11 protein-coding genes are annotated in these 22035 nt (G+C 75.1%); 6 read left to right on the top strand and 5 right to left on the bottom strand.

The genetic code is table 11. The annotated features are described in order from the left end of the window. Positions 1–66: 66 nt before the first annotated feature. The 4 genes from ACSLIC_RS13845 to ACSLIC_RS13860 form a co-directional block, all read right to left on the bottom strand. Positions 67–9732, bottom strand: a complete 9666-nt coding sequence (locus tag ACSLIC_RS13845; RefSeq protein ID WP_436737976.1) for an amino acid adenylation domain-containing protein — start codon at positions 9730–9732, stop codon at positions 67–69. A 118-nt stretch (positions 9733–9850) separates the two neighbouring features. Further along, positions 9851–11173: a serine hydrolase domain-containing protein gene (locus ACSLIC_RS13850; RefSeq protein ID WP_436737977.1), complete on the bottom strand. Its 1323-nt coding sequence runs from the start codon at positions 11171–11173 to the stop codon at positions 9851–9853. Positions 11174–11462: 289 nt separating this feature from the next. Continuing rightward, entirely contained in the window at positions 11463–14105 is a 2643-nt protein-coding gene (locus ACSLIC_RS13855; RefSeq protein WP_436737978.1) for an ABC transporter permease, read from the bottom strand. A 3-nt stretch (positions 14106–14108) separates the two neighbouring features. After that, positions 14109–14849: an ABC transporter ATP-binding protein gene (locus ACSLIC_RS13860; RefSeq protein WP_436737979.1), complete on the bottom strand. Its 741-nt coding sequence runs from the start codon at positions 14847–14849 to the stop codon at positions 14109–14111. A gap of 290 nt (positions 14850–15139) precedes the next feature. Between ACSLIC_RS13860 and ACSLIC_RS13865 the strand changes: the two genes are divergently transcribed. The 6 genes from ACSLIC_RS13865 to ACSLIC_RS13890 all read left to right on the top strand — a co-directional run bounded on the left by ACSLIC_RS13865 (position 15140) and on the right by ACSLIC_RS13890 (position 20737). Next, on the top strand, positions 15140–15901 hold the full coding sequence (locus ACSLIC_RS13865; RefSeq protein ID WP_436737980.1) for a DUF4097 family beta strand repeat-containing protein: 762 nt from the start codon (positions 15140–15142) through the stop codon (positions 15899–15901). Between the two features lie 160 nt (positions 15902–16061). After that, a complete protein-coding gene (locus ACSLIC_RS13870; protein ID WP_436737981.1) occupies positions 16062–17213 on the top strand; it encodes an ISAzo13-like element transposase-related protein in 1152 nt (383 codons plus the stop codon). Positions 17214–17405: 192 nt separating this feature from the next. Beyond that, positions 17406–18410, top strand: a complete 1005-nt coding sequence (locus tag ACSLIC_RS13875) for a methyltransferase domain-containing protein (protein ID WP_436737982.1) — start codon at positions 17406–17408, stop codon at positions 18408–18410. Positions 18411–18449: 39 nt separating this feature from the next. Then, a complete protein-coding gene (locus tag ACSLIC_RS13880) occupies positions 18450–19463 on the top strand; it encodes a histidinol-phosphate transaminase (protein ID WP_436737983.1) in 1014 nt (337 codons plus the stop codon). 83 nt (positions 19464–19546) lie between these two features. Further along, positions 19547–19756 (top strand): MbtH family protein, encoded by a 210-nt coding sequence (locus ACSLIC_RS13885; RefSeq protein ID WP_436737984.1) that lies wholly within the window; start codon positions 19547–19549, stop codon positions 19754–19756. A gap of 18 nt (positions 19757–19774) precedes the next feature. Beyond that, entirely contained in the window at positions 19775–20737 is a 963-nt protein-coding gene (locus tag ACSLIC_RS13890) for a TauD/TfdA family dioxygenase (RefSeq protein WP_436737985.1), read from the top strand. Positions 20738–20800: 63 nt separating this feature from the next. Here ACSLIC_RS13890 and ACSLIC_RS13895 read toward each other — a convergent pair whose 3' ends face one another. Next, positions 20801–21781, bottom strand: coding sequence for an ArsR/SmtB family transcription factor (locus ACSLIC_RS13895; RefSeq protein WP_436737986.1), 981 nt, complete (start codon positions 21779–21781; stop codon positions 20801–20803). Positions 21782–22035: the final 254 nt, after the last annotated feature.

Genomic DNA, 22035 nt, shown 5'->3' on the forward strand with positions numbered 1-22035 from the left:
GGCGAGAAGTTTCCGGGGTGCGGGAAGGGGGCCGGCCGGGCGCGCCCGGGCGCCGGGCCGGCCCGCTCAGGCGGACGGCGGCAGGTCCTCTCCCGCCTCCTCGGCGGCGGCCCGCTCCAGTTCGGCGATGATGCGTTCCTCGATCAGCTGGGCGAGGGCGGCCACGGTCGGTCTGCTCAGGACGTCGCGGGGCGAGAGGTCCAGGCCGAAGGCGACCTTCATCCGCAGGACGGCCTGGAGGCTCAGCAGCGAGTCGCCGCCCCGCTCGAAGAAGTCGTCGTGGGCACCGACCCGTTCGACTCCGAGCAGGGCCGCCCACAGGTCGGCGACGGCCTCCTCGGTGGGGGTGCGGGGCGCCGTGTACTCCTCGCTCTCCTGTGCGGGCGGCTCGGGGAGGGCTGCGCGGTCCAGCTTCCCGTTGCCGGTCAGCGGCAGCGCCTCCACCACGACCACGGCCGACGGCACCATGTACGCCGGGAGTTGGGCACCGAGGGCGGCGCGTATCGCGGCGCCGTCCGGACGGTGTCCGGCGGCGGGCACCGCGTAGCCGACCAGCCGCAGCCGGGGCTCGCCGTCGCCGGGCTCCGCCGACTCCCGCCGTTCGGGCGGGGCGGGGAGCGCGAGCGCGGCGGCCTCCGCCACCGAGGGGTGGGCGACGAGCGCCGCCTCGACCTCGCCGAGTTCGATCCGGTGGCCGCGGATCTTCACCTGGTGGTCGGTGCGTCCCACGAACTCCAGGTCGCCGTCGGGCCGCAGCCGCACCAGGTCCCCGGTGCGGTACATGCGGGTGCCGGGCGGGCCGTACGGGTCGGCGGTGAACCGTTCGGCGGTCAGCGCCGGGCGCCGCACGTAGCCCCGGGCCAGGCCCGTGCCCGCCACGTACAGCTCGCCGGCGACGCCTTCGGGCACCGGGCGCAGGGAGGTGTCGAGGACCCGCAGCCGGATGCCTGCCCGGGCGCGGCCGATCGGCACCGGCCCGGGCGGGATCGCGGCGCCGGGCGGCAGCCGGTACTCCATGCAGCCCACGGTCGCCTCGGTGGGGCCGTACTCGTTGACCACGGTGGCGTCGGGACGTTCCCGGCGCCACCGGCTCACCGTCTCGCCGAGCAACTGCTCGCCGCCCAGGACCAGTTGGCCGGCGCCCGGGAGTTGCCCGCCGAGCGCGGAGAGCAGCGGCAGGTGGGCCGGGGTGGCCTTCAGGACCAGGGTCCGCCGGCCCCCGCCGGTGGCCCGCGCCGCGTCCTCCAGGTCGGCGACGCGCACCTGGCCGCCGCTGATCAGCGGCGGGTAGAGCGAGGTCACCGTCAGGTCGAAGGTGAGCGGCGAGTGGAGCACCGAGCCCCCGGCCGCGCCCGGGTAGGCGCCGGCGGCCCAGCGCGCGTAGTCGGCGAGCGACCGGTGCTCGACCACGACACCCTTGGGCCGGCCGGTGGAGCCGGAGGTGTACAGGACGTAGGCGGGGTGCCGCTCCCCGGGCGGCTCGCCGGGCCCGGCCTGTGCGACCGGCCCCCCGGCCGTCCCCGCGTCCTCGACGGGCAGCGTCCGGGTGCCCGCGGGCAGCCCCTCGCGCCCGGCCGCGTCGGCCAGGACCAGCTTCGGCGCGGCGTCCTGGAGGATGTACGCGGTCCGCTCGGCCGGGTGGTCGGGGGCGAGCGGCAGATAGGCGGCTCCCGACTTGAGTACGCCGATCAGCGCGACGACCAGGTCGGTGGAGGGCCGGGCCGCGACGGCGACCAGGTCCTCGGGGCCCGCGCCGTGGCCGGCCAGCATCCGCGCCAGCCGGTCGGAGCGTTCGGCCAGCTGGCGGTAGGTCAGCGTGGTGCCCTCCCCGCTCAGCGCGGGCGCGTCGGGGGTACGGGCGGTCTGCGCGGCGAGCAGGTCGAGGACGGTGCCGTCGGCGGCCGTGGGCGCGGGGCCCTCGCCGGCCGCCAGCAGCTCCCGCTCCTCCTCGGCGGTGAGCCAGTCCAGTGCCCGCAGGGGGCTCAGCGGGCGGTGCGCCGCCGAGGTGAGCAGCTGCTCCAGGCGGGCGGCCATCCGCTCCACCGTGGCCTCGTCGAAGAGGTCCGGGTCGTAGGCGAAGCGGAAGGTCAGCCGCTGGTCCGGGTAGACGGTCACGGCCAGTGGGTAGTTGGTGGTCTCGACGTCGCCGTCGACCGTGTGCAGCCGCAGCCCGTCGGGCCGGGCCGTGGTGTCCACCGGGTAGTTCTCGAAGATCAGCACGCTGTCGAAGAGGGCGGTGCCCGAGGCGACGCCGCTGCCCGCCTGTACCTCGGTCAGGGGCAGGTGCTCGTGCTCGCGGGCGGCGGTCTGCCGCTCCTGGAGCCGGGTGAGCCAGGGCACCAGCTGTTCGCCCGGCTCGATCCCGGCCCGTACCGGCAGGGTGTTGATCAGCAGGCCGAGGACGGTCTCGGCGCCCGGCAGCTCCGGGGGGCGGATCGAGCGGGTGGCGCCGAAGCAGACGTCGTCCTGGGCGGCGTAGCGCGACAGGAGCAGCGCCCAGGCGCCCTGGACGAGGGTGTTGAGGGTGAGCCGGTGCTCGCGGGCGGTGCGGGTCAGCGACGCGGTGACCGGAGCGGGCAGGGCGCGACTCAGCCGCCCGGTGGAGCTGCTCTGCCGGCGGGCCGACGGCCTGCGGTCCCAGGGGAGCGGGGTGGGCGCGGTGAACCCGTCGAGGGCGCGGTGCCAGTGGCGCACCGCCGCACCGGTGTCCTGCCGGGCGAGCCACGCCGCGTACTCCCGGAAGGGGCGGCGGCCGGCGCGGCGCGACTCCGGCTCGCCCGAGAGGACCGCGCCGCAGGTGTCCAGGACGTCGCTCAGTAGCTGGAAGACGCTCCAGCCGTCGAGGAGCAGGTGGTGGAAGGTCCACAGCACCCGTACGCCGCCCTCGGGGAGCCGGGCCAGGGTGAGCCGGGTCAGCGGCGGCCGGTCCAGGTCCAGGCCGCGGGCCCGGTCGCGCTCCATCACCTCGGCCCAGTCGGCGGCGCGCCGGGCGGGGTCCGTCCGCTCGCGCCAGTCCAGGTGGGTGACGGGCAGCGGGGCGGTGCGGTGGACCGCCTGGAGCGGCTGGGAGAGGCCGTCCGTCAGGACGGCGGTGCGCAGCACCGGGGTGTCGGCGACCGCCCGGCGCCACGCCTCCTCCAGCGTGGCCGCGTCGTCGAGGCCGTCCACGGTGAAGGAGATCTGCTCCAGGTACAGGCCCTCCCGCGCGTCGGCCATGCTGTGGTAGAGCATGCCGCTCTGCATCGCGGTGAGCGGGTAGAGGTCCTCGACGTCGCGGCCCGCCAGCACCCGGTCCAAGGTGGCCTGGTCCAGCCCGGCCAGCGGGAAGTCGGACGGGGTGGCGCGGCCGGCCGAGGGGTCGGCGCTGTGCCGGACGATCTCGCGCAGGGCCGCGGCGGTCTCCTCGGCGAGGGTGCGCACGGTGGCCTCGTCGTGCACGCCCGGGGAGTGCACCCACTCCACGGCGAGCCGCCCGCCCTCCACCCGGGCCACCACGTCGAGGAGGAACGGCCGGTGCCGCGTGGGGTCCTCGGCGAGCTGGACCCCCGAACTGCCCCGGACCAGGGACCCGTCGGCGCCCGCGCCCGAGTCGAACCGGCCGAGGTAGTTGAAGCTCACCTCGGGCAGGCCCCCCGCGACCCGGCCGTCGGCGGGGTCCGCGGGCGCGCCGCCGGACAGGTACCGCAGGGCGCCGAAGCCCACTCCGCGGCCGGGGACGGCGCGCAGCTGCTCCTTGACGGAGGGGAGCGTCACGTCCCAGCCGTCCTCGGGGCCGACCGAGAGCGCCACCGGGTAGAGCGAGGTGAACCAGCCGACGGTACGGGTGAGGTCGACGTCCTCGAACAGCTCCTCGCGGCCGTGGCCCTCCATCGCGACCAGGGTGCGGCGCTGCCCGGTCCAGCGGGCGAGCGCCCGGCCGCAGGCGGCGGCCAGCAGGGTCTCCACACCCGTGTGGTACGCGGCCGAGGCCCGTCGCAGCAGGGTGCCGGTCTCCTCGGCGGACAGCTCCACGGTGACGCTCCGGGCGGCGCCCGCCAGGCGCGGGCCCCCGCCGTCGCGCGGGAGCGCGGGGCCCGGCGCGGCGGCCTTCTCCCAGTAGCCGGCCTCGGCGTCGAAGCCGCCCTTGGCGGTGTGCTCCTCCAGCCTGAGCGCCCAGGCGCGGAACGAGGTGGTCGGCGCCCCCAGGTCGACGGGGCGGCCGACGGTCGCCTGGTGGTAGGCGGTCTCCAGGTCCTCGGTGAGGACGCGCCAGGAGACTCCGTCCACGACCAGGTGATGGGCGGTCAGCAGCAGCGCGGGGCCCCGCTCCGGGCCCCGCTCGAAGAGGACCGAGGCGAACTTGGCCGGCTCCTCCAGGCGGAACCGGGCCTCTTCGCCGTGCGGCCACGCCCGGACGGCGGCGTCCTGTTCGGCGGCGGTCCGCCCCGACAGGTCGACGGTGCGCGGTCCGGCCGCCGCCGGCTCGCCGAGCGGCTCGGTGTACTGGACCCACCGGCCCCTCTCGCGGACCGAGCGGGTGCGCAGCGCGTCGTGCCGGGCCGGCAGCGCGGCGACGGCGGTGGCCAGCGCCGCCCGGTCGGTGCCGGGAGCGAGGTCGAGGACCACGTACTGGTCGAAGTGGCCGGGACGTTCCTGCGGGGTGGCGAAGAACCAGTGCTGCACCGGGGTGGTGGGGACCTCGCCGAGGGCGGACACCTCCTCCCCGGCCGGGCGCCGGGCGGCGCCGGCCTCCACGGCGGCCAGCGCCGCCACCGTCTGCCGCTGGAAGACGTCCTTGGAGTGGAGCGGGATGCCGGCGGACCGGGCCCGCGAGACCACCTGCATGCTGAGGATGGAGTCGCCGCCCAGGTCGAAGAAGTTGTCCTGCGCGCCGACCCGCTCCACGCCCAGCACCTCGGACCAGATGCGGGCCAGGGTCCGCTCGGCCCCCTCGCGCGGCGGGACGAACCCGCTGGTGGCCGCGGCGAAGTCGGGGGCGGGCAGCGCGGCCCGGTCCAGCTTGCCGGCCGGGGTCAGCGGCAGCCGGTCCACCGCGGTGAAGGCCGACGGCACCATGTGCGAGGGGAGCGAGGCCGCGAGGAAGCCGCGCAGTTCGGCGGGGGCGGGCACGGTGGCGCCGGGCGCGGCGACGGCGTAGGCGGCGAGCCGCTTGGGGCCCTCGGCGGGGCGGTGGGCGACGACGGCCGCGTCGAGCAGCGCCGGGTGGCGCAGCAGGGCGGCGCGCACCTCGCCGGGCTCCACCCGGAAGCCGCGGATCTTGACCTGGTCGTCGGCGCGCCCGATGAACTCCAGGGCGCCGTCGCCGATCTGGCGGGCCAGGTCACCGGTGCGGTAGAGCCGTTCGCCGGGGTGGAAGGGGGAGGCGGTGAACCGTTCCGCCGTCAGGGCCGGCTGGTCGAGGTAGCCGAGGGCGAGTCCGTCGCCGCCGATCCACACCTCGCCCGGCAGGCCGGGCGGCACCGGCCGCAGGCGGTCGTCGAGCAGGTGCACCCGGGTGCGGCCGAGCGCCGTGCCGATCGGTACCGAGGGCCGCCGGGTGTCGTCCGCCTCGATCCGGCGGGCGGTGGCGAAGACCATGCTCTCCACCGGCCCGTAGCCGTTGACCAGCGTCAGATGCGGGAAGGCGGCCCGGACGCGCGCCACGTGCGCGGGGGAGGCGGCCTCGCCGCCGGTGATGACCTGGCGGACCGGGCCGAAGACGTCCGGCTCCTGGTCGACGAGGACGTTGAAGAGACTGGCGGAGAGCCAGAGCGTGGTGACGCCGTGGGCCGGGACGAGGGCGGCGATCACCGCCGGGTCGGGGACCGAGCCGGGGTGCAGCACGCAGGTGGCGCCGTGCAGCAGCGCACCCCACAGCTCCAGGGAGAACGCGTCCCACGACATCGGAGCCGACTGGAGCCAGACCTGGTCGGGCCCGAACGCGGCGAACTCCTGGCCCAGGACGACGCGTACCGCGGCCCGGTGCGGGGAGAGCACGCCCTTGGGGCGGCCGGTCGAGCCGGAGGTGAACATGACGCTGGCCGCGTCGAGCGGGGTGACGTCCACCCGGGGTGCCAGGGGCGAGCGGGCGGCGACGGAGCCGTGTTCGGCGTCCAGGTCCAGGACCCGCACCCCGGTGGCGCCGGCGAACCGGGCGGCCCCGGCGGCGTCGGTGACCAGGACCGGGGCGGCGGTCTGGCGCAGGGTGCCGGCCAGCCGCTCGTCGGGGAAGTCCGGGTCCAGCAGGGCGTACGCGGCACCGGACTTGAGGACCGCCAGCAGGGCGGTGATCAGCTCGGGCCCGCGCTCCAGGCAGACCGCGAGAACCTGGCCGCGTCCGGCGCCGTGGGCGATGAGGTGGTGGGCGAGCCGGTTGGCCGCCTCGTCGAGTTCCTGGTACCGGGTCCGGCGGCCCTCGAAGACCAGCGCCACCGCGTCGGGGGTGCGGGCCGCCTGGCGCTCGAACGCCTCGTGCAGGCAAAGCCCGGTGTCGGTGCCGCCGCCCACGGACTCGGTGCCGGGCGCGGGCCGCTCCCCGCCGTCGGCCAGCGGCAGCGCGGCCAGCGCCTCGCCGGGCCGCTGGACCGCGCCGCGCAGCAGGGCGGTCAGCTGCGCGCCGAACCGTTCGACGGTCCCCGGCTCGAAGAGGGCGGTGCTGTACTCCAGGGCGCAGTCCAGCGCCGTGCCCCGGGGCGTGAACTCGACGAACAGGTCGAACCGCGCACGGCCGCGCGGCAGGTCGCAGGGCTCGATCCGCAGGCCGGCCGCGTCGTCGGCCGAGGGCAGTTCCTCCTGGAGCGCCACCATGGTCTGCACCAGCGGGTGCCGGCCGGGGTCGCGCTGCGGGGCGACCGCCTCGACCACCCGGTCGAAGGGCACGTCCTCGTCGTCGAAGGCGTCCAGCACCGTGCCACGGACCTCGCGCAGCAGGGTGGCGAAGTCGGCGTCGAGGCGGACGGTGCCGCGCAGCACCAGGGTGTTGACGAAGAAGCCGACCAGCCGCTCCAGTTCGGGGCGGGTGCGTCCGGAGGAGACGGTGCCGACGCAGACGTCCTCCTCGCCGGTGGCGCGGGCCAGGAGCGCCCGCACACCCGCGGTGAGGACCATGAAGAGGGTGGCGCCGTGTCGCCGGCCCAGCCGCCTCAGCTCGGTGGTGAGCTGCGGGGACAGCGCGAAGCGGTGGACGGCGCCCGCGGTGGAGCGGACCGGCGGGCGGACCCGGTCGGCAGGCAGCTCCACCACGGGGGCGCCGGACAGGCGGGTACGCCAGCGCTCCAGCGCCGCCCTTCGGTCCTCGCCGCCGGCCAGCTCCCGCTGGTGGAGCGCGAACTGGGCGTACCGGGTCTCCAGCGGGGCCAGCCCGCAGGCGGCGGCGGCCTCGTGCGGAGCCGTGCCGGGCGCCTCGCACAAGTAAGCGTAGAGGGCGGCCAGTTCCTCGATGAGCAGCCGGGTCGACCAGCCGTCCGTCACCAGGTGGTGGAGGTTGAGGACCAGCAGGTGCCGGTCGGGGGCGAGGGTCAGCAGCAGGGTGCGCATCGGCGGCCCGGTGCGCAGGTCGAAGGGGCGTTCCGCGTCCTGCCGGACGTGCCGCTCGACGGCCGCGTCCCGCTCGTGGGCGGGCAGCGCGCTCAGGTCGAGCTGTTCGAGGCCGGGCTCCAGCACCTCGTGGACGGTCTGCGTGCCGACGCCGCCGGCCGAGTCGAAGGTGGTGCGCAGCGGCTCGTGGCGGGCGCTGAGCGCGCCCAGCGCCGCGCGCAGCGCACCGGTCCGCACCGTTCCGGTCAGCCGCAGGCCGATGGGGGTGTTGTACTCGGCCGCGCCGGAGCCCGACTCGTGGAGGAACCACAGTCGGCGCTGGGCGTCCGAGAGGGGCAGCGCGGTGTGGCCGGCCCTCTCCGGGGCCGGGCCGTCGGGCCGGGTGTCGGCCGGCTCCGGGGCCGTGGCGAGCAGTTCGGCGAGGGCGGCGACCGTCGGCGCCTGGAACAGGGCGCGGGGTGCCACGCGCGTGTGGAGCGCGGCGGCGGCCCGGGAGGCGACGCGTACGGCGGCGATGGAGTCGCCGCCCAGGTCGAAGAAGTCGTCGTGGACGCCGACGCGCGGCACGCCCAGCACCTCGGCCCAGACCCGGGCCAGTGCCTCCTCCACCCGCCCGCTGGGCGCGACGTGGTCCTCCGTGGCGGCGGCCCAGTCCGGTTCCGGCAGGGCGGCGCGGTCGACCTTCGCCGAGGCGTTGTGCGGCATCCGCTCCAGGGCGGTGAAGGCGCTGGGCACCATGTGGGCGGGGAGTTCGCGGGAGAGGAAGGCGCGCAGCTCGGCCCGGCCGGGGGCCTCGTCGCCGGGTGTCGGGACGACGTAGGCGGCGAGCCGGCGCGGGCCCTCGCCGTGCCGGACCGCGACGACGGCGGCCTCGGCGACGGCGGGGTGGCCGAGGAGGGCGGAGCGCACCTCCTCGGGCTCGATGCGGAAGCCGCGGATCTTCACCTGGTGGTCGGTCCTGCCGACGAACTCCAGTTCGCCCGAGGGCAGTAGGCGTACCTGGTCGCCGCTGCGGTAGAGCCGTTCGCCGGGGGCGAAGGGGGAGGCGACGAACCGTTCGGCGGTGAGCGCGGGTCGGCCGAAGTAGCCGCGGGCCAGGCCGGCGCCGCCGATCCACAGCTCGCCGGTGCCGCCCTCGGCCACCGGCTGGAGCCGGTCGTCGAGCACGTGCGTCCGGGTGTGGGCGATGGCGCGGCCGATCGGCACGGTGGGCCCGTCCAGCTCGTCGGGGCGGACCCGGTGCCAGGTGGTGTAACCGCCGTTCTCCATCGGGCCGTAGACGTGCAGGAGGGCCAGTTCCGGGTGGGCGCGCAGCGCCTTGGCCATGTGGCGCGGGCTGCACGCCTCGCCGCCCGTCATGACCTCGCGCAGTCTTCCGATCAGCTCGGGGCACTCGTCGGCGACCGCGTTGAAGAGGCTGGTGGGCAGGAAGGCGGTGGTGATGCCGTGCGCCGCCGCCAGCTCGGTGATGACCGCGGGGTCGGGGGTGGAGCCGGGGTGCAGGACGCCGGTCCCGCCGTGCAGCAGGGCGCCCCACAGCTCGATCGCGAAGGCGTCCCAGGAGACCGGCGCGGCCTGGAGCCAGGTGCGGTGCTCGCCGAGGACCAGGAACTCCTGGCCGAAGAGGAGGCGTACCAGGGAGCGGTGCGGGGAGAGCACGCCCTTGGGGCGGCCGGTCGAGCCGGAGGTGAACATCACGTACGCCGCGTCGTCGGGCGCGGCCCGGCGCGGCAGGTCCTCCTCGCCGTACGCGGCGAGCGCTCCCTCGGGCTGACCGGGGCCGGGCAGGACGACGACGGTGGGCGCCAGGGCGGCGGCCGGGCCGGCGCCCTCGGTGTCGGTGACGACGGCCCTGGTGCCGGCCTGGCCGGCCATCTCCGCCAGCCGGGGTTCGGGGAAGGCGGGGTCCAGCGGCGCACAGCCGGCGCCCGCCTTGAGCACCGCCAGCACGGCGGTGACCAGTTCCACACCGCGCTCCAGGCGGACGCCGACCAGGTCGCCCGGTCCCACGCCTTCTTCGACCAGGTGGCGGGCGAGGCGGTTGGCCCGCGCGTTGAGTGCGCCGTAGGAGACCTGGCGGTCGCCGAGGACGAGGGCGGTCGCCTCCGGCCGGCGGGCCGCCTGCTCCTGGAACAGCTCGTGCAGGCAGGCGTGCGCGGGATAGCCGGAGCCGTTCGACGGGTGGTTCGGTCGCCGGGATGCCGTTCCGCGTTCCATGTCTTCCTGTCCTCTTCCGGATCGGTTTCGGTACTCCCCCGTCGCCGGGTGGCGGCGTGGCGGGCCGGGCGGACGCGCCTGGTGCCGCGGCTGCCCCCGGCGGACGGCGGGTGGGCCGTCAGACGCGCTGGGCGCGGCGCCCGGTCACCTGGATCTGCTCCAGGCGCCCGGTCTCCGGCGCGCGCAGGAACCGGCCCAGGTAGGCCAGCCGGTTGGCGGCCAGTTCGCGCATGGTGAAGCTGAGGTCGTCGTGGAAGGTGAGGCGGGCGAAGGGCTCGCCGCCGACCTTCAGGAGCGCCCCGCCGTCGGCCGCGAGGTCGATGGCGTAGGCGGTGTCGCCGTTCTCGTAGGTGCCCTCGCACTCGTCCGGCGCGGGTACCTCGCCGCGCTCGCGGTCCGCGCCGGAGTACGAGTAGCCCGCCAGGTCGAGGCCGTCCGCGGCGAGTTCGGCGGTCAGCTGCTCCCACAGCGCCATGCCGGTGTTGGCGTTGGTGGTGAGGGCCGCGGCGGTGCCGGTGACCGGGTCCACGCGCAGGTGGCAGGAGGTGCCGTCGGAGGTGCCGTCGTGGCCGACCCGCAGGCCGCCGTCCTGGGCGCGGTAGCAGGAGAGCCCCAGCCCCCATGCGTCGGCGAGGCCGAACGGGTCGGCCCCGGCCACCGGCCGGCGCATCGGGACCAGCGCCTCGGCGTCCAGCAGCCCCGGCACCCCCTCGGCGTCGTCGGTGTGCAGCAGACCGTAGGTGAGCAGGTCGGCGGCGCTCAGCGCGAGCGCGCCCGCGCCCGCCTCGATCCGGGGCAGCGTCTGGCGTACGGGCAGGGCGGCGCCGGCGGCCCGGGCGGCGTGGCCGGGGACGTGGGGGCGGCCGGCGGGAGGGGTGATGTAGGCCGGTTCGATGCCCAGGGGCGTCAGGAGGATCGTCTCCAGCGCCTCCCGCCACTCCATGCGGGCGACGTGTTCGACCAGGAACCCGGTGACGACGTAGCCGATGTTGGAGTAGGAGAACGACGAGCCGCACTCCGGGATGGGGCGCATCCGGGCGCAGTCGGCGAGGTAGCGGCGGCGGGTGGTGTCGGCCAGGTCGTCGCTGTCCCGGCCGGGCGGGAGGCCGCTGCTGTGCGAGAGGAGCTGGCGCAGGGTCTGCTTCTCGCCGAAGGAGGCGCCGGGCACCCGCAGGTCGGGCAGTTCGTCGGCGAGCGGCCGGTCCAGGTCGAGGTCGCCCTCGTCCACCAGCACCATGGCCAGCGCGGCGGTGAACGTCTTGGTGATCGACCCGGTGGGGAACTTGCTGTCCGCCCGTACGGGCCGGCCGGTGCCGGCCTCCTCCTCGCCGAAGGGGACGGAGTACGTCGCCCCGTCGTGCCGCAGCGCGAACTGGCCGCCCGGTACACCGTGCCGGCGGGCGAGCTCCGGCAGCCGTTCGCAGAGCGCGTCCACGTTCACGAAGTCCCCCTATGGCGCGGGCGGGAGACCTGGGCGGCAGTCGCCACCGGCGGGGCTCCCGGCAGGAATTGGGCGCGCCGCCCGGGGACACTCCGGGTGCGGAGGGGCGGGGCCGGCGGGCCACGCGCCCCACGGCGCGATGCGGACCCACCCTCGCCGAGGGCGGCAGCGGGTGCCACCTTCGGAAGCTCACGCCTAAAGTGCGCCCGGCCCGGCCCGGACCACGAGGGTCCGGACCGGGCGGGTGCGTGCCGCGGTGCCGACGGCCGGCCGGGGGATGTACCGGCGGTCAGGAGCGGCTGTGCACCGGCGGCTCCACCTCCTGGGGAGCCGCCGGCAGCCCCGGGCCGGGCGGCGGTGCGACCGCCGCCGGCCGGGGAGTCCGGGTGGAGCGGAGCTGGAGGACCGTCGGGATGAGGGAGGCGATCATGGCGATCAGCAGGCAGCCGCCCAGGACGCCGCCCATCTCGGCCCACGGGACGGGGAAGGAGGCGCCACCGGCGCCGTCCAGCGCGCGGCTCATGCCGAGCACGGTGACCCCGGCCGCGGCGATGCCCAGGATGCCGCCGACCACGACGACGGTCAGCGTCTCCCACAGGACGCTGCGCAGCACCTGGCCGCCGGTGGCCCCCAGCCGCCGCAGGAGCAGGACGCCCGAGGCGCGCTGCTCGGCCGCCATCACCAGGGTGTTGGCGATGGCGATGCCGGTGTAGAGCAGGGCCATGCCCAGCAGGACGAGGACCAGGATGCGGCCCTCCCGCTCGGAGTCGGCGGCGCTGCGCTCCAGCCAGCTCTCGCGGTCGAAGGCGGCGGCGCCGTACTGGCGGGCCACCGCGTCGGCGCCGGCCGCGACCCGGGCGGCGTCCGCGCCTTCGTCCAGCGCCAGGTAGACGCGGCCGGCGGCGAGGCCGGGCTCGGCCTCCAGCAGGGTGTCGCGGGGGAGCAGGGCCCCCGGCAGACCGGCGGAGGCGTTCAGCACCGCCACCACCTTCAGCTTCAGCGCGGTGGTGTCGGAGAGCCGCAGCGACACCTCGTCGCCGGTCTTCCAGCCGGCCTGGTCGGAGAGCGTTCGGCTGACCGCCACCGTGGCGCCGCGCAGGTCCGAGAGGTCGCCGTCGGCCGCCTTCAGCTCGAAGCTGTCGGCCAGCCGGCCGGGGTCGACGGCGCCGACGTCGCTGGAGATGAGGGCGTTGAAGCCCACCAGGGAACCGCTGGTGACCTCGACGGGGGCGGCGCTGCGCACGCCGGGCAGGCCGCTCAGTTCGCGTACTCCGGCCTGCGGTACGCCGATCTGCGTGCCGGACTCGACGACGGCTCCGGCGCGCAGGTGCGTCCGCTCGTCGTTGACGGCGCTGGCCGAGGTGGCGTTGCTCATGCTGACGAGCGACCCGGCCACGGCGACGGTCACCAGGATCGGTGCGGCGCACGAGGCGGTCCTGCGGACGGCGGCCCGTGCGCTGTCGGCGGCGAGCGTCCCCGTGAACCGGGTCAGCGCGGCCACCGGCCAGGCGGCGACCCGGACCAGCGGCGGGACCAGCAGCGGGGCGAAGGCCACCATGGCGATGACCAGGATCTCGGTCAGCACCAGGGAGATGACCACGGCCCCGTCGTCGCCCGCGCGGGGCAGCTGGACCAGCAGGAAGACGGCGAGGGCCAGGAAGAGGCCGCCGGTGATCCACCGGCCCCGGGTCATCACCCGGGCGTCGGTGTCCGACTCCCGCAGGGTCTCCGCGGGGCGGACCCCCGCCGCGCGCCGGGAGGCGGCGAAGACGCCCGCGAGGGCGACGGCGAGACCGATCACGAAGCTGATGATCAGCACCGGGACGGAGACGGTCACCTCCATGTCGGCGGGTGCCATCCCGTAGTGCTGGAGCACCGCGGTGATGCCGTCGCTGCCCTGGATGCCGATGAGGCAGCCGGCGGCGGAGGCGGCGGCGCCCAGGAGCGCGGCCTCGGCGGTGACCATGCGGGTCACCTGGGCGGGGGTGGCTCCCACGGTGCGCAGCAGCGCCAGTTCGCGGCGGCGCTGCGCGATGGAGAAGGCGAAGGTGCCCGAGACGACGAAGACCGAGACGAAGCAGCCGATCAGCGCCATGATCGCGAGCAGGGTGGCGACCTCGCCGAGGGCGGCGGCGCGGCTGGCCCCGGCGGTGCCGCTCTCCTTGCCCGCCCCGGTGTGCACGGTGAGCGGGGCCTCGGGCAGGGCGGTGCGGACCGCGTCGGCCACGGTGCCCGCGGTGGTGCCGGGCTCGGCGAACACGGCGAGGGCGTCGGCCTCGGTGGGTGCCGGGTTCAGCTCGGCGAGCGCGTCCTCGGTGAGGAAGGCGGTGGCGGCGCCCTCGGGCTCGGCGGGGCCGGTGCGGGTGGCGATCCCGACGACCCGCACCTCTTCGCGGCCCTGGGCGGTGAGCAGGGCCAGCCGGTCGCCCACCCGGGCCTGGGCCTTCGCGCCGGGCGCGGGGGCGAGGACGATCTCGCCGGCGGCGGCCGGCGCCCGACCGTCGCTCAGCCGGTGGGGGGCCAGCTTCGCGGCCGGCCAGGCGCGGGCGGTCGAGACGCTGGTGGCGTCCGTTCCGTCGAGCAGCTGGGCCGGGACGGACCGGTCGACGACGACCCGGGCGACGCCGTGCGCCGAGGCGACCTTCCCGGCGACCTCGTCGGCGTCGTCGAGGCGGTGGACGCGGGTGCCGGTGCGGGTCTCGTCGTACGCGCCGTCGCCGCTGCCGAAGGTCACGGAGTAGGACTGCGGGGCGCGGACGACGGCGTCGGCCGCGTCGTACCGTCCGGCGGCGGCCGGGCCGTCCTGCTTGCGGGTGGCGTCGAGCACCTGGCCGGTGCCGGCGATCAGTGCGACGCCCAGCGAGAGGGCGATGAACGTGCCGATGAACAGGGTGAATCTGGTGCGCAGGGTCTGCAGGGCGATCGTCAGCATCGGTCAGCCACCCAGCCGTGCCATCTGCTCGCTGACGGCCTCCACGGTGGGGGAGGCCAGCTCGCCGTAGATCGCGCCGTCGGTCAGGAAGATCACGCGGTCGGCCCAGGCGGCGGCCACCGGGTCGTGGGTGACCATGACGACGGTCTGGCCGGCGTTGTCGACCAGGGCACGCAGCAGCTTGAGCACCTCGCGGCTGGTGTTGGTGTCCAGGGCGCCGGTGGGCTCGTCGGCGAAGAGGACGTCCGGCTGGCTGATCAGCGCCCGGGCGATGGCCACCCGCTGCTGCTGGCCGCCGGACATCTCGGCGGGCCGGTGCTTGCCGCGGTCGCCGAGGCCGACCTGCCGGAGCACCTCGTCCACCTGGTCGCGGCTGGGGCGCCGCCCGGCGAGCCGCATCGGCAGGGCCACGTTCTTGCGGGCGTTGAGCGAGGGCATCAGGTTGAAGGACTGGAAGATGAAGCCGATCCGCTCGCGGCGCAGCTTGGTCAGCTCCGTCTCGTTGAGCGTGCTGATGTCGGTCTGCCCGATCAGCACCTGGCCGGTGCTGGGCCGGTCGAGGCCGGCGGCGCACTGGAGCAGGGTGCTCTTTCCGGAGCCGGAGGGACCCATCACGGCCGTGCAGGTGCCGCGGGCGAAGGCGCAGTGGACGTCGTTCAGGGCGGTGACCTGGCCGTCGCCGCGGCCGTAGAGTCTGCCGACTCCGCGCAGCGTGACGGCCTGGTCGATGACGGCTCCCGACACGGATTCTTCCTCTCCCGGTGGTGCTCTGGTGGCTGTGCCGGGGCGACTCGTCCCGGCACGATGGAGTACAGCAGGGCGCACGGTGCCCGGACACTGGCCCTGACTGCCCACCTGAGGGTGGAGGAAACTCCACCCCCCGGCTGGCGGGGGTCGAGCCAACTCCCCACCTTCCAAGCCGCCTTGAATTGACCGGCGGGCGCTGCCTATGGTCGCCGGGCAGCGGTCGGACCGCCGTCGCAACCCCCGCGTGGACGAGCACGCGGACGGTCGCCGCCAACGGGAGGATGGACATGCGGAAGCACGCGAGGACATGGGGCGGGGCGCTGAGCGCCGCGTTGCTCTGCGTTTCCGTGGCCGCCTGCCAGGGGCCGGGAAAGGGCGAGGAGAAGACGGAGAGCAAGACCTTCACCTTCTCCGGGGACAAGCTCACCGTCGACGCCGACAACTCCGACGTGCGGCTGCGCACGGACAGTACGGGCGGGGAGGTGCGGGTCACGCGCACCGTGGAGGGCGCGGCCGGCAAGGACGACAACTCCCGGTGGGAGTTGTCCGGGTCCACGCTGAGTCTGCGGACCGAGTGCAACGGCATCTCGATCAGCTGCGCCGCCCGCTACACCGTGACCCTGCCCAAGGACATGGCGGTGAGCCTGGACAGCAGCAACGGCGCGGTCGACTCGGTCGGGCTCACACAGTCCCAGGAGATCTCCTCGTCCAACGCGGCCGTCAAGGTCGAGAACGCCTCCGGGGACGTCCGCCTGAAGGTGCGCGACGGGAACGCGGAGGCGATCGGGATCAGCGCCGGGCGACTGGCAGCCGAGACCCGGAACGGCCGGCTCAAGGTCGTCTTCACCGAGCCGCCGCGCAAGGTGACCGCCAGCACCGACAACGGCAACGTGAACGTCACCCTCCCCCCGGGTGACGACCGCTACCAGGTCCGGGTCGACGCCGAGAACGGCCGGGCCGACTCCTCGGTGAAGGACACCCCGGGCGCGGAACGGACCGTCGACGTCCGCAGCAGCAACGGAAGCGCCCGGGTCGACCAGGCGGACTGACCTGCTCCGGTCCAGCGGAACCGGAACATCCGACAGAGCCGGATCGGCCAGTTCCCGGCAGCTTTGCGCTCAAGAACTGAAGCAAGTGATCACGGTCGTGTGTTTTGGCGCAGCCAGAAACTCCATTTCGTGGGTTTCCGGCTGATATACGTTCGCGAGCGTGACGGAGGCGACCGACGGACCACTCAGCAGGGCACTCCTGCGCCTGATGCCGAACCTGGACGAGCGTCAGCGCCGCCTGGCGCTGGGAGCCGTCGCCGAGGGCCTGGGCCGCGGCGGCGTCCGTACGGTCGCCAAGGCGGCCCGGGTCGCCGAGTCCACGGTCTCCCGGGGGGTCCGCGAACTCGACGGCCCGCACCTGCCGGCCGGTCGGGTGCGCCGCGCCGGCGCCGGACGCAAACCGCTCACCGAGCGGGACCCGGGACTGATGCCCGCCCTGCTCGCCCTGGCGCGCTCCGCCGGGCCGGAGGGCGCCGGCCGCTCCCCGCTGGAGTGGACCACCCTCTCCGTCCGCGAACTGGCCCAGGCGCTCACCCTGCTCGGCCACCCGGTCGGCCCGGACACGGTCTCGACCCTGCTCAAGGCCGAAGGCTTCGCCCTCCAGCCCTCGGCCTACACCTCCGTCCGCGGCACCAGGGAGCACCGGATCGCCCGGCTGCGCCACGGCGCCGCGCTGTTGCGCGGCTTCACCGACGCGGGCCACCCGGCCATCCGGGTCCGCGCCGAGCCCGCCGCCGAGCCCGGCCGGCGCGCGCGCGGCTGCGGGGAGTGCGTCCAGGAAGGCGGTGTCCCGCAGCTCCGCTCCGCGGCCTGTACGGATCTCTGCGTCCGCCGCCGCAAGGCCGGGGCGCGGCCCGTCGTCGGTCGGCCGGCGCTCCCCTTCGACGACGCCGGGACCGCCGCGCTGATCGCCAGCGCCGTCCGCCACTGGTGGGTCCAGGAGGGCGGCGGTCTGCGCCCCCGCCCCGAGCGGCTCCTGGTGGCCGTCGAGGCGGGCTCGCAGGCCACCAGCCCCGACACCCTGCGCCGGGCCCTCGCGGAGTTCGCCGCCGCCTGCGGCACCGAGGTCACCGCCTGCCACCTGCCGCCGGCCACGCTGCGCTGGCCGACCGCCGAGCACCGGCTCTCCTGCCGGGTCACCGCCAGTTGGGACGGCCTGCCGGCCGCCGGTGAGCACGTCCTGATCGGCACCGTCGGACCGCTCCACGGGCAGTCCTTCCCGGCCCGCCCGCGGGCGCTCGCCGGTCTCCCGGTGCCCCGTGGCGCGGAGCAGTGGAACTACACCCTCCGCCCCGGCCCGGCCACCCCCTGAGAGGCGGCGCCGCGTTGGGACGCGAGGGCCGGGGGAGTGTTCGCGTGAGCTTACGAAGGTGGAAACCGTCCGGGCCCCGGGCAACAGTGGGCCCCTGCTGCGGTCGTGCGGTGAATCCCTCCCGTACGGGCCCGGCGAAAACCGAGCCGTCCACCCGGAGCGGCTCATCTCTACGGGAACGGAGTCGCATCCATGAGCGGCGGAGCCACCGAATTCGCGAAATCGGCACAGCTCTTCAACTCCTCCATCGCCACCTGGGCGGTCAGCGCGGCCTGGGACATCGACCTCTTCAAAGCGCTCACCGAAGCGGATGAGATCGACATACCGTGGTACGCCAAGAAGGAGGAGATGGACGAGCCCTCGCTGCGCTATCTGCTCCGGGCACTCTCCTACGCCGACATCGTGAAGGTCGACGTGGACCGGGTGACCAGAGGGGCCACGTTCGAGGAGTTCGCCCAGTCGAAGGGGCTTTTCCAGTGGCTCACCAAGGGCTACGGATCGCTTTTCCAGCGCATGGGCGAGGTCGTCTACGAGAAGCACCGCACCGGCGACTACATCCGGCGTGACAGCACCGCCGTGAGCATCGCCTGCCGGGACGCCAACGACGTCTTCATGGACGCCGCCTTCACCGAGGTGCTGGACGGCCTCGACTTCTCCGTCGCCGCCGACCTCGGCTGCGGCAGCGGGGAGCGCCTGATCCAGCTGGCCAAGCGCGACCCCTCGGTGACCTGCGTGGGTCTCGACATCGCGGCCGGCGCCATCGAGGTCGGCACCGCGGCGGTGGCGGCCAACGGTCTCCAGGACCGGGTGACCCTGGTCCGCGGCGACGCCCGCAAGCTGGGCGAGTACGAGGTGTTCAAGGACGTCGAACTCATGACCTCCTTCCTCATGGGCCACGACTTCTGGCCGCGCGAGCAGTGCGTCGAACTCTTCCGGGGAATCCGGACGCAACTCCCCAACCTCAAGCACTTCGTGCTCTGCGACACCCACCGCAACGCGGACGACGAAACGCCGGATCTCCCGCTGTTCACGATGGGATTCGAGACGGCGCACGCGCTGATGGGCCAGTACATCCCCACGCGCGAGGAATGGTATTCGGTGTTCGAGGAGTCCGGCTGGAAGTGCGTGAAGCAGCACGTGTACAGCACTCCGGCGAACACCGTGATCTTCCAGCTGGAGCGGGACGACAGTGAGTGAGAACGCTTCCCGGGGCCCGCGCGGAAAGAGGGGAGCGTCATGACGGCTGTCAGCGAGGAACCCCGCACCCTCCATTCCCTGGCCCTCAACGAAACGCCGTACCCGCCGCTGGAGTCGGTGCGTAAGGCCATTGCCGACGGCATCCAGGAAATCCATCGGTATCCGCAGTTCTACGCGGACCACCTGATGGAATTCATCGCGGAATGGCGCGGGGTGGCGCCGGAGTCCGTGGTCGTCGGCAGCGGCTCGGTGGGGGTCGCGCTCCAGACCCTCCAGGCGTTCACCGACGGCCCCCAGGACGAGGTCGTCTACGGCTGGCGGGCCTTCGACGCCTACCCGATCATCACCGACATGGCGGGCGCCGGCCGCGTCGAGGTGCCGCTCACCCCCGACGGTGAGCAGGACCTGGACCGCATCCTGGAGGCCGTCACCGAGCGGACCCGCGTGGTGATCCTGTGCAACCCGCACAACCCGACGGGCACCGCGTTGCGGGCGCGGGCCCTGGAGCGGTTCCTCGACGCCCTGCCCCCGCACGTGCTCGTCCTGCTGGACGAGGCGTACATGGAGTTCGCCGGGGACACCGTGCTGCCGCAGGGTGTCGATCTCCTCAAGGCCGGCCGCACCGGCCTCGTGGTCCTGCGCACCTTCTCCAAGGCGTACGGGCTGGCCGGCCTGCGGATCGGGTACGGCCTGACCACGCCCGAGACCGCGCGCCGCATCCGGACCATGTCGGTGCCCTACTCCATCACCGAGACCGCGCGCACCGCCGTCGTCGCCTCGGTCGGCGCCGAGGCGGAGCTGGACGAACGCATCGCCACCCTCACCGCCGAGCGCGTCCGGACGGGGGCCGCGCTCCGGCAGCTGGGCTGGCGGGTACTGGAGAGCCACGCCAACTTCCTCTGGCTCGACGAGCCGGAGCGGTGCGCCGCCTTCCACCAGGCGTGTGCCCGGGCGGGGGTCCAGGTGCGGCTCTACCCCGGCGAAGGCATCCGCCTCACCATCGGCACGCCCGACGCCAACGACCTGGTGCTGCGGGCCGCACGCGGGCTCTGAGCCCCTCCCCGCCCCTCGAACCCCACGCCTCCCCGACGGGGAGCGAGACCGCCCTCCGACCGAGGGCGCCGAAAGGAACGACCATGGCCAATCCCTTCGACGACCCGGACGGAACCTTCAGGGTCCTGGCCAACGACGAGGGCCAGCACTCGCTCTGGCCCGACTTCATCGACGTACCGGACGGCTGGTCCACCGTCCACGGTCCGGCCGGGCGCGACGCCTGCGCCGAGTACGTCGACACCCACTGGACCGACATGCGGCCGGCCTCGCTCCGCGCCGGCAGCGGTTCCTAGCCCGGTAGGGGGAGAAGAATGCGAAGGCTGCAGCTGACCGAGGCCGAACAGGGCGAGCTGGACACCCTGGTCGGCCGGTTCCTCGACGCCGGCCACGACTGGGACCCGCTGGAGGCCGCCGAGGCCGCCACCGCGGCGGCCCCCGGACTGCCGCTGAGGCTGCGGGAGTTCCTGGCCGAGGCCCGGACCGCGGAGTCCGACCTCACGGTGGTCTCCGGTATCCCCCTCGACCCCGCGCTGGTCCCCACGCCCACCGGCTGGGAGGCCGCGGCCAAGTCGGCCGCGGGGCGCCGGGAGGAGGCCGCGCTGCTGCTCTGCGGCTCGGTCATGGGCGACGCCTTCGGCTGGGAGAGCCAGCAGGAGGGGCGCATCGTCCACGACATCTGCCCGGCTCCGGGCATGGAGTCCTCGCTGACCAGCGCCAGTAGCGAGAAGACGCTCTCCCTGCACACCGAGGACGTCTTCCACCCGTGCCGCGCCGACTACGTGGCACTGCTGTGCCTGCGCAACCCGGACGCCGTGGGGACCACCGTCGCCAGCGTCGAGGACGTGGACCTGCCGGCCGGGGCGCGCGGGACGCTCGCGGAGCCGAGGTTCCGCTTCTTCCCGGACGACTCGCACAGCGGCCCGGCGCCGGGCCGGGAGGGCGGCCCCGCCGCCTACCCCGAGGAGCGCGTGCTGTTCGGCCCGGAACACGCGCCGTACCTCCGCTTCGACGTGGACTTCATGGCGGGCGCCGACCCGGCGGCGGCCGAGGCGGTGCGCGTCACCGACGCCGCGCTGCGCTCCTCGGCGGGCCGGGTCGTGCTCCACCCCGGTGACCTGGTCTTCATCGACAACTACAAGGTCGTGCACGGCCGGGACCCGTTCACCCCCCGGTACGACGGTGAGGACCGCTGGCTCAAGCGGATCAACCTGCTCCGCGACGTCCGCCGCCTCTACGCCCAGGGCCGGGTCCGCTCCCGGCTCGTCCCCGCCTGACGGTCCGGGCGGCCACCTGCCCGGGGGCCGCCACGTCCCCCGGGCACCACGGCGTCCCTCCCCTCAGCAGGCGGGCGCGGGGAGCGGCGAGACCGTCGCGGGCCTGCGGTGCGTCCCGGTGCTCTCCAGGTTGGTCAGCATGGCCCGCCCCAGCGGCGTCAGTTCGTGCCAGGCCATGTTCCGCTCGCGCCGGGTGGTGATCAGCCCGGCCTTCCGCAGCACCGCCGTGTGCTGGCTGGCCCCCGGCCCGGAGATCCCCGCCAGCTGGGCCAGTTCTCCCGTCGTCCGGGGCTCCGTGAGGGCCTGGAGCACCCGGGCCCGGCCCGCGCCGATGAGGGCGGCGAGGGAGCGTTCCCCACCCGCCGCCGCGCCCCAGAGCGTCGGGGCGTCCTCCTGGGCGAGCGGCGCCGGCAGGTAGAGCGTCGGCTGTCCCCTGCCGTCGCTCAGCTCCAGGACCCGGCGTCCCCGCTGCGGGAGGAAGAGCGAGGAGGCCAGGCGCAGCCCGCGGCCGGAGAGGCGTACCTCCCCGCCCCGCTCGTCGGGCAGCCGCAGCACCGGCTGCTGCCAGTTGCTCCCGCCCGGCAGGTGGGAGAGCAGGTCCGCCACCCCGCCGTGGGCCAGTCGCTCGCGCAACTCCTGCTGGCAGCGGCGGACATGGGCGGTGATCTGCCGCCAGTACGGCTCGACGGCGACCCGCCAGAAGGTGTTCAGCGCCTCGCGCAGCCGCTCACCCGTGACGCCGGTCCGCAGCTGGGCGACCCGCGTCTCGTGCGAGCCGCCGAGGGTGAGGCCCAACAGGGCCGACGGCGAGGGGAGCCACTGCCCGAGCTGCTTCAACAGCCCGAGCAGGGAGCCGAGGGCGGGCCGGACCAGGTCCCGCCAGGGGGACAGTGCGGCGTTGGGCGGCGCGGACAGGGCGCGCAGCGCGAAGTACGTCTCGACGTGCGGGAGGACCTCGTCGCCGATGCGGACCTTGAGCAGGTCGTCGAAGGTGAAGTGGAGGTGCTGGGATGTGGTGCGGCGTCCGGTTTCGGGCATGACCATCTCTGAATCCTTTCCCGGCGGGAACGGAGCGGCGGCGGCCTCGATCCACGGCATGGCGAACCGGAAGAGGCCACCGGGGCACCGGATTCCGGGCCGTGCGGGCAGCGGAATCCGTGAAGTCGGCACGCCGGAGGCGGCCGTGAGGACGGAAACGGGGAGAGGCGGGCCGGCTCAGTACTGCCGGTGCGGGCGAACGCGTTCGGCTCGTCGGCCGGGGGCCCGGCCGCGCGGCCGAACGGTGTGGGCGGACGCGA

The organism is Streptomyces sp. BBFR102, assembly GCF_051397025.1.
Lineage (GTDB): Bacteria > Actinomycetota > Actinomycetes > Streptomycetales > Streptomycetaceae > Streptomyces.